This window comes from Planktothricoides sp. SR001 (assembly GCF_001276715.1).
GTDB lineage: Bacteria > Cyanobacteriota > Cyanobacteriia > Cyanobacteriales > Laspinemataceae > Planktothricoides > Planktothricoides raciborskii.
Window position 1 is genome coordinate 14,153 of sequence record NZ_LIUQ01000020.1, and the last position, 12,786, is coordinate 26,938.

The window sequence follows — 12,786 nt, forward strand, 5'->3', positions numbered from 1 at the left end:
GGATCGGATTTTCTGCCCAAACGTCCGTAAGAGGAAACGGGGAATTTACAATGATGATACAGGGTTTGATCCCTGACGCGGAGGAGATCGACGATCGCCCTCTTATCCTAGAGATAGTATCTGATAGTTGATTTTTCCCGGTGACTTCAAAGTTACTCAAACAACTAAAACATCAAAATAATGTACAGAGAAATTTTTCGGTTAGATGACTCCGGTGACAAGGGTCGTCTGGCCGACCATTGGATCGAACAGCTTTGGGTCTTGGGGCTACTTGTGAGTGCCATCTTACTTTATCAGATGAATTTAGGGGATGTGGCCTTGCGGGATTGGGATGAAGGGATTGTTGCCACCGTAGCCAGAGAAATGTATCGGGGTGATTTTAATTGGCTGCATCCCACCCTGCATTCCCAGCCCTATTATAATAAACCGCCCTTGGTGCATTTGCTGATTGCCCTCAGCTATCACTGGTTTGGGGTGAGTGAATGGAGTACCAGGCTTCCGGGGGCGATGCTTTCGGCTTTGTCCGTCCCCCTATTATATGGAATTGGCCGGGAGATTTTTATTTGGCGCGGGCCGGCCATTTTCGCGGCATTTGCTTATCTGACCTTGTTGCCCGTAGTCCGTTATGGCCGCTTGGCCATGTTGGATGGGGCAGTGTTATGTTTTTTCTTATTGATGGTGTGGTGTTTGCTGCGATCGCGCCGAGATTTGCGTTGGGGCTTGGGGGTGGGCATTGGCTTAGGACTGATTTGCTTAACCAAGGGCATCTTAGGCATTCTCCTAGGGGCGATCGCCGGCGTCTTTCTGATTTGGGATACCCCGCGCTTACTCAGTTCTGGCTATCTCTGGACTGGCATAGTCTTGGGCATAGCCCCGGCAGTAGGTTGGTACATTGCTCAAGGACTGTATTATGGCGAAACATTTATTCAGAGTCATTTTTTCGGCCAATCTTTCCAGAGAATTGTGCAACCTGTGGAAGAAAACAGCGGACCATTCTGGTATTACTTCCTAGAAATAGTGAAATATAGTTGGCCTTGGGTGATGTTTTGGCCGGGAGGACTAGGATTAGCCTGGAAAAATCCCGGAATGGGTTGGGCAAAATTAATCCTAGTTTGGACTGCGGGTTATTTATTGTCCATCTCCATAATGAGCACCAAATTACCCTGGTATGTCTTGCCCCTTTACCCAGCGATCGCCCTCGCGTGTGGGGCACAACTGTTTGAAATTTGGCAAAAATTACTCGGTTGTACCTGGTCGCTTGGGTCTTCAGTTAGTTCTGAAGGATGGTTGACTCGTTCTTGCCGAATTTATGTGATTCTCTTATCCCTGTTGGCGATCGCTGCTTGGGGGGCGAGTCTGTACTATGGCTTCTGGGCTACCGCAGAAGAACGAATCTTAGCCTTAACTCTGATTGCAGTTGGCTTAACCATGACCACCAGCGCCATATTACTCAGCCGCCAAGATCGACAATTCGTGATTATCTTATTTTGGGGAATGTATGTTTCCTTATGCTTATTCTTTGTCACTCCTTACTGGCTGTGGGAACTAGGCGAAGACTACCCCGTGAAACCTGTCGCCGAAATGATTCGACAACACACGCCCTCGGAAACCGCGATCTTTACCTCACACCCGAACCATCGACCTTCCCTAAATTTCTACAGCGATCGCCAAGTCATCCCCGCGACCTTTGAACAACTGAGAAAACATTGGAAACAAGATCCATCGGCTTATTTTTTAATCGATTCAGACAGCCTGAAGCGTTTGAAACTCAAACAAATAAAATCACTGGATACCTTTAACAACTGGCACCTAGTGACGCGATCGCCTATAGTCAAGAAAAATTAGCCCGAAATCTTCTGGAAATCATCCGTAACTCCCGATCAGGCGATATTTGGCCATATCAGGCGATATCAGGCGATATCAGGCGATACTTGGCGATATTTGGCGATATGCCGATTACAAAGAATCCTCCACGGACGAAATCGTCTCATGGGGCGCTTCCAAGGCATCAGGCACCGGGTCACGCTCAAAACTCCAGCCTTGAATCACTGCCAAAGTCACCCCAGCGACCACTGCCGATACCAACAAAGCCATCAACGACACGGGTTTGGTCAAGCCCACATCCCGTAAAATTCTTGCCCAAGGACGACTCTGGCGCCGCAGCAGTTGTTCAACGGGCGCCTGTCGGAAGGTAAACGGATCTCGGACATAATGACCACTCAAACTAATCACTAAACGGGCCTGACAGTGGGGACAAGTGTAGAGTCCGCCAAGCATCTGACCTGGATGGATTGGGCCTGTCCGATGGCAAATGGGGCAAACAACAGAATGACTATCAAAGGTATGAGCGTTCATACTTACTTTCCCGATTTCCCTTTCCTCTCAATGAACGGATGCGTTTTTGTCACTTATTCCTGGCATAATTTTGCCGAATCCGGCAGCGCCACTAAATGTTTACTATTGGGTTTACTATTGGTTTACTATTGCGTTGACCAGTATTTTTTTAACTGAGCCAGCACCATATTGTTACTTTTTAGCAGCATTCTCCTCTGGGGCAATTTTTTATCCCTAGGAGCGTTTCCTTTTGTCAGCAATCCCTGATGAATTGGCCAAGCGTAAAAGTCCAATTGCCGAAATAAAGTGCCGGTATTTAAGATAATTTTCTATGGTTACTTTTATTGTACTGCCATAAGAGCGTTGGGTGAACTATTGTTTTTATGCTTGTGTAGTTTCAGGATTTCCTCCCATCTAAATGCCCATCTAAAATTTAGAAAACTTAGATGCTATCTAGACGCGATCGCTAGGACTAGGTGGCATACAACCGCTCCCAACCTAAAATCAGTCATCCTTATGTCCTAAGCCTCAAGCAATTTATCTATCTATTGACCGCTAAATCTATTATAAATAATCAATTGTTAATTGACAATATAATTTTAGGTCAAGATTTTGGTTTATTTTGATTTTTTCCCTGTAGCTAGCTGTCAGGAGACATTCATAGAACTCGATTGACCGATCTCCGGTAAGAAACCGGGTTTTTCACCCGAATTTCCCGGATCAAATCAATCTTTTTCTGTAAGCCATCAGGTTTCTACAAGATTCCTACAGGGAAATTCCATGCAGGAGGACTAAGTAATCCCTCTCGAAAAGTTAAGTTATATTGCAAAGGGGTGATCGTAATATAGTTTTGCCGAATTCCCTGCACATCTGTCAGAATCTCTGACCCAAGTTGAGGATCCGGGGTTTGTTCCACATCTTTGATTTCTTCCCCTGCTAACCAATAATAAGTTCTTCCTCGCGGATCGACGCGCTTTTGAAAGATATCTTCATATCGCCGCACCCCCTGTCGGGTGAAAATTACCCCAGCGATCGCCTCTAGGGGCAGATCCGGCACATTCACATTCAACAGCATCGGCGACGGCAAAGGCTGATCTGCTAATTGCTGCACCAACTGGGTAGCAAACTCCGCAGCGGGCGCAAAGTTTTTCGACGTATAACTAGCCAAAGAAATGGCAATACTGGGAATGCCTTCTAGGAGTCCTTCCATCGCCGCCGAAACTGTCCCGGAATAGAGTAAATCCGTACCTAAATTCTGCCCTTGGTTAATCCCAGAGATTACTAAATCTGGGGGACTGTCCAACAATGCCCAGATTGCCAACTTGACGCAATCAGCGGGAGTCCCGGAACAAGCCCAAGCATTCACCCCCGGATCGAATACGGAGTGAATCTCTTCAGCGCGAATCGGGTGATTCATGGTGATGCCATGTCCCGTAGCCGATCGCTCTTGGTCGGGGCAAACCACGGTGACTTGATGACCCGCGTGGGCGATCGCCTGAGTCAGCGACCGAACTCCGGGGGCAAAAATCCCATCATCATTACTAATTAAAATTTTCATCATCAGTTCATTTGCGATGAATCGTCTCGATTAATTTGATATGCCAAGGGTTCACAAAAATTTTCCACCCCAGTTTTCCAGACATAAATCAGCACTGGAGTCACCAAAATCGGCGGACAAATATTTGCTTTTAATAATTCCCCCAGACCCTCTGCCCAATTATCAGTCAGTAGGTTATTTTTGACCCCTTTGGCACAAATCACGGATCGATATCTTTTGGCCAATCCTTCTAACCAGCCTTCCGAAGTCGTAGGTTCTTGGCCAACGCGAATCGCCAAACCAATGGCCGCATCTTCCAAATCCCCATCGCAATTTTCAATCTCATCCAGGGCTTGCAAGGCGTCTGTATAAGCAAATAGCTGAGAACGCCATTGAGCAATTTCTTGAAAACTTAATACAATTGTCATTTAAAAAGAAGAAAACGCCAAATTAAAACAGGAAATACAGGATTTTGCCCCAGAAAGTTTTTCGCTCAAAAAAACTTTCTTGAAGCAATCACGTTGAATCAGTTGAATCACCGGAAAAATTAGGCTAGATTTTCTGAGAGCAGAAATGATATCATTCTGCGGGCAACTCACAGGAGTCTTGAATCAGGCCAATCTCATTGTGCCACATCTACTGATGAGATGCTTCATTTCTTTGAAGTGATGAATCCTATCACAAATTACTCATCAAGAATTGTTAAACTAAAAGCATACCCATTACCCTGAAAAATCTGAAAAAAGCTGAATTATGACTGAACTTAATCCTATAGAAAGCCAACTACAGGGGCTTAACCAAAATGCTACCGGGGCGATCGCCTCTGCGGAAAGCTTGGAGCAACTGGAACAACTGCGAGTCAACTACCTAGGCAAAAAAGGCGAACTCTCGCAAATTCTCCGGGCAATGGGTAAACTCGACCCAGGCGATCGGCCCCGCATTGGCGCTTTAGCCAACGAAGTCAAAGAAGCCCTGCAAACCCAACTGGACAACCGGCGACAAGCCCTGCAAACCGCCCAAATTCAAGCGCAACTAGCAGCGGAAGCCCTTGATGTCACCATGCCTGGGGTGTATCGTCCCCAAGGTCGGATCCATCCTTTGAATGGCGTCATTGACCGGGCTTTAGATATTTTTGTCGGACTAGGTTACACCGTCGCCACCGGCCCAGAAATGGAAAGTGACTACTACAACTTTGAAGCCCTGAACACCCCCCCAGACCACCCAGCGCGGGATATGCAGGACACTTTCTATCTCCCAGATGGCAACCTGCTAAGAACCCATACCTCCTCGGTGCAAATTCGCTACATGGAACAACATCAACCCCCCTTGCGAATTGTCGCCCCCGGACGGGTTTATCGTCGGGATACAGTGGATGCTACCCACTCCGCCGTATTTCATCAAATCGAAATTTTAGCGATCGACAAAGGCTTAACCTTTACAGACCTCAAAGGCACCTTAAAAGAATTCTTATATCAAATCTTTGGCGAAGTCCAAATCCGGTTTCGTCCCAGTTATTTTCCCTTCACCGAACCTTCCGCAGAAGTTGACGTGCGGTGGAAAGGAAAATGGTTAGAGGTTTTAGGTTGCGGCACCGTGGATCCGAATGTGCTTAAAGCCGTGGGTTATGACCCAGAAGTTTACACCGGATTTGCTGCCGGGTTTGGGGTAGAACGCTTTGCGATGGTTCTCCACCAAATTGACGATATTCGGCGACTTTATAGTAGCGATTTGCGCTTTTTGCGGCAATTTTAAGCTATTTGTAGCTATTCGTAGGGTGTGAAAGCGCGAAGCGTAACGCACCAATACGCGATGATGCATAGAGCAAAATGTAGGGTGGGCAAAAATTTGCCCACCCTACGACTTGTTTAATACTGCTTGGTGTTTAGCTTTTTGTGCTTGAAGTTTTTCCCAAGCAATTTCCATTCCTGGTTTCGGTGGCTGGGCAGAAATTCTAGCCATCAGATCGCGATTTTGTGCTTCATAATATTGGCGCAATTCTTCGGTTTCTTTAACAACGAGTTGATATTCAGCATCCACCTCAGCGCGATGTTTTTCAATATAAGAAAGTGCGGCATTCACTTGCTCATCTGTCAGATTGAGTATGGCACGAATAAACTTGGGTGGATATTCGGCTATGACATAATCCATCACATCATATAAAGTAATGCGAGTGCCAGAAATTGTCAAACCTCGCTCTGTTCTAATTATTGATGTTTGTTGATTTGATGACAGCACCATAACAATAACCTGGATAGTTCACTATATATTATAATCAAATATCATAAAGAGCGATCGCCAGTATTAGCAAAATGTAGGGTGGGCAAAATCTTGCCCACCCTACGACTATTCGCCAGATGTCATTCCCGCGTTAGCGAAGCATGCGCGTCAGCGCTATATGCGGGAATCCACAAACGTTTTTGTGAGCAAAATGTAGGGTGGGCAAAATATTGCCCACCCTACGGCTATTCGCCAGATGTCATTCCCGCGAAGGCGGGAATCCACAAACGTTTTTGTGAGCATTTTTGTGAGCAAAATATTGCCCACCCTACGGCTATAAAAAACAATCAATCCTCCTGAAAAGTGGGAATTTGGGCAAAGCGATCGACATCAACCTGCATATAAATTTTTTGCCCTTGACCATCCGGTTTGCTCTCAGTTTCTAACAAGCGACCATTGAGAATTTCACCCAATTCTTTAACAATGCCTAACCCATCATCTTCTGGTTTCAAAGTAATCAGTAAATCCTGACAATCGCCCCCCGCCGCCGCAGTCGTGCAAATCACAGGTTGACTATTAATCGTCCCAGTAGTGATCAGATTTAATGTATTACTGTTGTAGACTTTTTCCAGCCGAGAGGCCACTTCTGTACACCGCTTATATCTCTGCCAACCGGCATTAGCAAAGCGATCGCTTTCCCAACGAATAATCGCTTTTTTGCTATCATTAATCAAAGCATAAGTCGTCGGCAAACTCTGCTGAGTTTCTGGATCTTTTCCCTCACTGCACATAAACCGAACATTCGGTTTAGCCGATATAGGATTTATGGCATTAAACGAGGCTTGATTATTCTGCACTTGCACCCCTTGACAGCCAGTTAACAATAATCCCAATGTCAACCCTGAAATAAAATGATTTCGGTTCATAGACTTATCTTTTCTGAAAGACCTCGATTGTATTTATATTACCGGCTTTGGTGGGCAAATTTTGGGCATTTGCCCAACCTAATTATCAGCTTATCAGCTTATTGATAAGCCAGCCCCTTCCATTGAAATTGATAACCTTGACGAGCGCGTTGAAATGCGGTTTCTAAATTTGGATCGCCGATCGCACCAATTATCCCCCCTAATCGATCCAAATTTTCTTGGATTGACTCATCTGAAATCACTAACCCCCGCAACTTTGGCAAAATCTTCTGACCAAACTGATCCGCTAATGCCCATTTAAACGCATCTGATTTAACATCCGTCATTCCGGGATAGTTGACCACATAATAAATAATCGACTGATACACCCGATGAGCAAAAGGATGCCCCATCTCTGCCATAACGTGATTGGTTTTATTCAGCCAAATTTCTAACTGCTTAACCAATGGGGAATTTTCCTCTGGTTTTTGCAGCCACCGAGTAAATTGCTCATAAGTCAAATATCCCGATAATCTAGAATCATTAATATTTTTTTGCGGATTAATTAAGGCTAACTTCGGGGGTTGCCCAAAGGTAATCACATTGGCACGGTCTAACACTTTGTCGGATAAAGTTTGGGTGGTTTCATCTTCGTTCATGGTTCCCACAAACAAAAATTGTTTAGGAATCTTTAAATCACCCGATCGCAGTTTTCCAAAGCAGTTACCTAAGTCAATTTCTAACTCCGCTGGATGATGACGGCGAGTTTCCAGCTTAGATAAAAACTCACTAAAATAATATTCAACTCTAGCCAAATTCATCTCATCGAGCAACACCAAGACAATTTTATCCTGTAACTCAGGGGATCGATTATATTGATAAATTCCCTGAATTAATGGCGTGGGTTTAAATTGATTTTCCATATAGTTGTAAAAGCCCAGCAAGTCTTGGGGAGAGTCCCAACGGGGCTGTACTGCTAATAGGAGAAATTGCGCCCCAATATATTTAGCATAGAGTTGGGGTAATTCACTTTTACCCGTGCCACTGATACCGGATAAAACAACTAAGGCGGAAATTCCCTGCACTTTTAATGAAGTATGAAAAGCCCGCACCAGTCTTTCGGGAAAGTAAAAACCTTGGGCTTGAATATCTTGGATAAAATTATGTAAAAATTTTTCTTCAGAGATAATTTTTGGTAAATCAACGGGCAACTTTGAATTATTTTCTGCCCACAAAGGATGTTTCAGGGATTCCAGAGGGTCGTTTTCCGGTTCAACTTTATTCAGTTTAGCTTGATATACGATCGCCTGTTGCCGTAAGCGATCGCCCTTATTTCTTAAATTCTCATTCTCAGTTTCTTGCTGTTTTTTACGCGCTTCTAACTGCTGAATTTGGGTGGTGACTCGCTCGAATTCTACCCGCTGGTCTAAGATTTTTGCTTCGAGTTCACGGAGCAATACTTTCTGGTATTCCATTGCGGCTAATTTATCTTCAAGTCCCTGAATTTCTCCCTGTAATTGAGCTTTTTGTAATTGTAACTCAGCAATTTTGGCCTGCAATTGTTCCAACTTGTCTAAATCGGGATAATTTTTTGCTAAGGTAGCAACCCGCTGTTCAATTGCTTGTTTTTGGGCTGTGATAACTGCGATCGCCTGTTTCATATCTTGGCTTCTTTGATTCAGTTCTGCCAACTGCCCTTTAGCCCGACCTAAACTTGCTTGTTTTATTTCTAATTCCTTAATCTTTTCTTTGATTAATAAGTTAATTTTTTCAGTTTTTCCAGATAATTTATGATATTCTGCTTGTAAATTGGGCAATTCTGCCCTTAGCTGTTCTGCTTTATTATTATCAGTAATTTGCTGTTCTAATAAAGCCAGTCGCGTCATTTGTCTGCCATTGATAATGGCGGCAGATGCCACACTTGTCGCCGAAGTTGCCAAGGCGATCGCCCCTGATTTAAGCATATTCTGCCCTAACAGTAAAGCAATCACAATTGTCACCGCAAAAGTGGGACACCCTGCCAGTAGCCAATCAATGGTGCGATTTTGTGAGTTCATATTTTTCTGAGAAACAAAGCTAACACAATTATGTTATAATACTGCATTATTTTACTTTTGCTCCTAATTCCCTCTATCCTCTTTCCTCTATCCTCTTTCCTCTTTCCTCACCAATATGCAAATCACTCAATGTCTTCATACCGCGATTTTAGTCACTGACTTAGAAAAATCAGCCCAATTTTATGGAGAAATTCTCGGACTAGAAAAAGTGGCGCGATCGCTCAAATTTCCGGGCATCTGGTATCAAATTGGCGACTATCAAATTCACCTCATGGTTGATTCCCAAGCCCACCAAGGAACCATCCATAACTCCCAAGAAACAAAAACACAGTGGGGACGCAACCGCCATATTGCCTTTGCTGTCACCGATATTCAAGCCGCGAAAACCCAACTAGAAGCCCATCACTATCCCGTCCAAATGAGTTCATCCGGTCGCCCCGCATTATTTGTCCAAGACCCCGATGGCAATGTGATTGAATTAAGTCAGCTTTAGTTGGTTGGTGGTTGGTGGTTGTTTGGGGCCGCCATCGGCCGCCATCGGCCGCCATCGGCCGCCATCGGGGGAGAAGTGAAAAGTGGTAGGGGCGAATGGCCATTCGCCCGTACAAGTGAAAAGTTATGCATAAATATCACTATTCACTATTCACTATTCACTATTCACTATTCACTATTCACTCTTCCCTACACCGATGGCGGCCCTACACCCTCTTTCCTCTTCCCCCTACACCGATGGCGGCCCTACACCGATGGCGGCCCTACCCCCCAGATTTGATGTTTTCCCAAGCTTTAATTGGGCATTCTGTTTGCATCAGATCGTGATTTAAAGGCAGCCAAAACGTAAAACAACTACCCCGACCCACTTCTGATTCTAAAGTGATATCGCCCCCGTGCATTTGGGCCAGCTTTTGGGATAAAGCCAATCCCAGACCCGTCCCTTCATATTTCCGAGAAAGTCCTTGATCTAGTTGGTGAAATGGCTCAAATATTAAAGCTTGTTCCGCTTCAGGAATGCCAATTCCGGTATCAATTACGGAAAAACAAATCTTATCTTCATTTTGCCAAACTTTCAGGGTGACTGACCCAGCATGGGTAAATTTAATGGCATTAGATAACAGATTAAACAGAATTTGCTTAATCCTCCGACTGTCTCCCACACAAAACCTAGCATCAGGCGCAATTTCTTTGCGTAATTCTAAGCCTTCATTTTTGACTCGTTCTTGTATTAAGGATAAACAAGCCCCACAAATTTCTTCCACTAGCAGTGCTTGCGGATGTAAATTTTCTTCCTTGGCTTCGAGCTTAGAAATATCCAGTAAATCATTAATTAAATTTAATAATTGTTCTCCACATTCCGTGATGCTAGAAATATACTGTTTTTGTTTTTCATTCAGAGGGCCAAAAAACTCTTGAATGAGAACATTAGAAAATCCCAAAATACCCGTGAGTGGGGTGCGGAGTTCGTGACTCATATTGTTGAGAAATTCAGTTTTTGTTCGATTGGCAGCCTCTGAAAGAATTTTCTCTTGTTCCAGTTCTAGGGTACGTTTTTTAACCAGTTGTTCTAAGCGTTCGTAGCTTTGGGCATTGTACAGGGCGATCGCGGTTTGATCGGCAATCCGTTCTAATAGATGAATTTCATCGGGTTCAAAAAATCGATTTTTCGTGGTGCTATGGATGGAAATCGCCCCAAAAAATTCCTCCCGAATATAAATTGGTACTCGCAAGAGTGACACAATATTTCCTCGATCAAGTTGCTGCTCCCAACTCGACCCATAGCCCACTCGTTCTTGATTCAAATCCGCCAAAAAATAGCCAGATTGTGACGCAAAATACCCCAGGGGTTCTTTCCATTCTGATAAAGGCGCATGGAAACCCAATAAAGACGAAACGTTTTCGCTCGATCGCCATTCATGCACCACTTGCACTCGTTGATTTTTCATCGAAAAAATTACCACGCGATTGCCTTGAAAATATTCTCCGGTTTGTCTGACAATTTGGGATAAAATATAATTGGGATCTAGCTGAGAGTTAATTTCTCGAATGATTTCATTCAAAAGTTGCTCTTGCTGGGCTTGTTGTTGAATTTTTTCAAAGAGTTTCGCCTGCTGAATCGCGATCGCACATTGGTTAGAAATCGTACTCATCAAAATCAGATCGTCTCCAGTCCATTCGCGGTGGCGATCGCATTGATGTAAACAAATATTTCCCCAATAAACTTCTTGATTCAACAACGGAGCAATCAAAAAACCTCGAATCCCGTCTTCGTTGGCTTTCGAGAGAATATTGGGGGGTAAATCAGCTTGATCGATATTGCTAACAAAGACAGGATTTCCTCGGCTCAGAGTTGTATGGTAATATTCAAGCAAATAGCAATGTTTACCAATCACTTGCTCTCGGTCTGGTGTAGCGTGACTGGCATAACGGACTTGGGGTTTATGTTGCGGATCCAACAAAAATACCAGACAGCGGCTCACATTCAATGCTTGATGTAATAAATCCACCGTAGTTTGCAGCACTTCTTCCAGGACTAAAGTGCCGCGCATTTCATAGACAATTTGGTTAATAATCGCTTCTCTTTTAGCAGAATAACGCATATGCTCCAGGGCAATTTTATCCTGTCGTCGCAAAGCAAACTCCACTAGAGATCGCTGCAAAACTTCTGGTAATTTTTCTATCTGCTGGCGATTGATATAATCAGAAAATCCTGATTTTATACAATGGGCAACAGTGCTTTCTCCGATAGAACCAGCGATCAAAATCATCGGAATCACTTGATTCAGTTCTTCTTGCCATTTACAGATATCTAACCCGGTAAAATTTGACATTTGATAAGCCGATAACACCGCGTCGTACTGAACCGTCGCTAAAAGAATCCGACAAGTTTCTGGGTTATTAGCAAAATCATAAGTAAAATCTTTTTGGGCATTTCTTAAAACATCAACAATTAACTGTATATCTGACATCTCCGGCTGCACAATCAATAAGTGCATCGTTGATAGATGAGAAGAATGGTAAAGCATCGCTTAGGTACTTTTGATAAATTAAATCCCCAAATTGCATCAATTTAACTTAATTCATTGGCGGCGATCGGTAATTTTTTTAAATCCCCCTGGGGATTTGGGCGTAACCCAGGGACTCTTAAACCATATTCACCGAGATTTAAGCTGATTTTTCTGGACTGTTTAGTGGCATGGCTTCATATCTGGAAGCTTGCAACTAGCTGATGGACTGAATTGATCTTTTGTTTCCCGACCATGATTTGATTTATTTTAACAAATCTTATCCTTGGTAAAAATTAGATTTTTCCCGATCGGGTATGATCAGAAATCAGCATTTACTTGATGTTTACTCGATTCCTTGTGGGGATAGACACCGAGTCATCGCCAAACTTATTAGGGTCACGTCCGAACGCTTCGCCCTGAGCTAATTTTAACCGGATTTTACAATGTTGGCAATCTGTAAACATCGAGGATTCGTCTTGTACCGAACAACAACGTAATATAATTCTTAGATTATTGACTGTTGACTGTTGGCTGTTCACTGTTGGTTGTGGGCTGTGGGTTGTTAGTTGTTGGTTGTTGGTTGTCCTTAGTCCTTAGTCCTTAGTCCTTAGTCCAAGAACAAACAACAAATAACAAATAACAAACAACAAATAGCAAATAACAAATAACAAGCAACAAATAACAAATAACAATCGTATTTGTCCGTGGAATCCCGTTGATCTTTTCTATATTCG

The 12,786-nt window shown here is 43.7% G+C and carries 10 protein-coding genes; 3 read left to right on the top strand and 7 right to left on the bottom strand.

Annotated elements, in window-relative coordinates:
* Positions 1-180: 180 nt before the first annotated feature.
* Positions 181-1,845, top strand: coding sequence for a glycosyltransferase family 39 protein (locus tag AM228_RS13560; protein ID WP_054466643.1), 1,665 nt, complete (start codon positions 181-183; stop codon positions 1,843-1,845).
* Positions 1,846-1,956: 111 nt separating this feature from the next.
* Here the strand turns inward: AM228_RS13560 and AM228_RS13565 are convergent, their stop codons facing one another.
* The 3 genes from AM228_RS13565 to AM228_RS13575 form a co-directional block, all read right to left on the bottom strand.
* Entirely contained in the window at positions 1,957-2,355 is a 399-nt protein-coding gene (locus AM228_RS13565; protein ID WP_054466644.1) for a hypothetical protein, read from the bottom strand.
* A gap of 733 nt (positions 2,356-3,088) precedes the next feature.
* On the bottom strand, positions 3,089-3,892 hold the full coding sequence (gene surE, locus AM228_RS13570; RefSeq protein ID WP_054466704.1) for a 5'/3'-nucleotidase SurE: 804 nt from the start codon (positions 3,890-3,892) through the stop codon (positions 3,089-3,091).
* 2 nt (positions 3,893-3,894) lie between these two features.
* On the bottom strand, positions 3,895-4,299 hold the full coding sequence (locus tag AM228_RS13575) for a hypothetical protein (RefSeq protein ID WP_054466645.1): 405 nt from the start codon (positions 4,297-4,299) through the stop codon (positions 3,895-3,897).
* Positions 4,300-4,624: 325 nt separating this feature from the next.
* On the opposite strand from AM228_RS13575, the gene pheS reads away from it, so the two are divergent.
* Positions 4,625-5,623 (top strand): phenylalanine--tRNA ligase subunit alpha, encoded by a 999-nt coding sequence (gene pheS, locus AM228_RS13580; protein WP_199317365.1) that lies wholly within the window; start codon positions 4,625-4,627, stop codon positions 5,621-5,623.
* A 102-nt stretch (positions 5,624-5,725) separates the two neighbouring features.
* On the opposite strand, the gene AM228_RS13585 is transcribed toward pheS, so the two are convergent.
* From AM228_RS13585 to AM228_RS13595, 3 genes are all read right to left on the bottom strand, one after another.
* Complete coding sequence (locus tag AM228_RS13585; protein ID WP_054466647.1) at positions 5,726-6,109, bottom strand: DUF433 domain-containing protein; 384 nt, start codon at positions 6,107-6,109, stop codon at positions 5,726-5,728.
* A gap of 326 nt (positions 6,110-6,435) precedes the next feature.
* The gene (locus AM228_RS13590) at positions 6,436-7,014 is read right to left on the bottom strand and encodes a COP23 domain-containing protein (protein WP_054466648.1); all 579 of its coding nucleotides are present in this window, start codon (positions 7,012-7,014) and stop codon (positions 6,436-6,438) included.
* A 98-nt stretch (positions 7,015-7,112) separates the two neighbouring features.
* A complete protein-coding gene (locus AM228_RS13595) occupies positions 7,113-9,050 on the bottom strand; it encodes an McrB family protein (protein ID WP_054466649.1) in 1,938 nt (645 codons plus the stop codon).
* Positions 9,051-9,165: 115 nt separating this feature from the next.
* On the opposite strand from AM228_RS13595, the gene AM228_RS13600 reads away from it, so the two are divergent.
* Positions 9,166-9,543 (top strand): VOC family protein, encoded by a 378-nt coding sequence (locus tag AM228_RS13600; RefSeq protein ID WP_054466650.1) that lies wholly within the window; start codon positions 9,166-9,168, stop codon positions 9,541-9,543.
* A 262-nt stretch (positions 9,544-9,805) separates the two neighbouring features.
* Here the strand turns inward: AM228_RS13600 and AM228_RS13605 are convergent, their stop codons facing one another.
* Positions 9,806-12,070 (bottom strand): ATP-binding protein, encoded by a 2,265-nt coding sequence (locus AM228_RS13605; RefSeq protein ID WP_072160768.1) that lies wholly within the window; start codon positions 12,068-12,070, stop codon positions 9,806-9,808.
* Positions 12,071-12,786: the final 716 nt, after the last annotated feature.

Coding starts and splice junctions, on each gene's coding strand:
- AM228_RS13595 (WP_054466649.1), bottom strand. CDS start 9,050: ATGAACTCACAAAATCGCACCATTGATTGGCTACTGGCAGGGTGTCCC.
- AM228_RS13565 (WP_054466644.1), bottom strand. CDS start 2,355: ATGAACGCTCATACCTTTGATAGTCATTCTGTTGTTTGCCCCATTTGC.
- pheS (WP_199317365.1), top strand. CDS start 4,625: ATGACTGAACTTAATCCTATAGAAAGCCAACTACAGGGGCTTAACCAA.
- AM228_RS13605 (WP_072160768.1), bottom strand. CDS start 12,070: ATGCTTTACCATTCTTCTCATCTATCAACGATGCACTTATTGATTGTG.
- AM228_RS13575 (WP_054466645.1), bottom strand. CDS start 4,299: ATGACAATTGTATTAAGTTTTCAAGAAATTGCTCAATGGCGTTCTCAG.
- surE (WP_054466704.1), bottom strand. CDS start 3,892: ATGAAAATTTTAATTAGTAATGATGATGGGATTTTTGCCCCCGGAGTT.
- AM228_RS13585 (WP_054466647.1), bottom strand. CDS start 6,109: ATGGTGCTGTCATCAAATCAACAAACATCAATAATTAGAACAGAGCGA.
- AM228_RS13590 (WP_054466648.1), bottom strand. CDS start 7,014: ATGAACCGAAATCATTTTATTTCAGGGTTGACATTGGGATTATTGTTA.
- AM228_RS13560 (WP_054466643.1), top strand. CDS start 181: ATGTACAGAGAAATTTTTCGGTTAGATGACTCCGGTGACAAGGGTCGT.
- AM228_RS13600 (WP_054466650.1), top strand. CDS start 9,166: ATGCAAATCACTCAATGTCTTCATACCGCGATTTTAGTCACTGACTTA.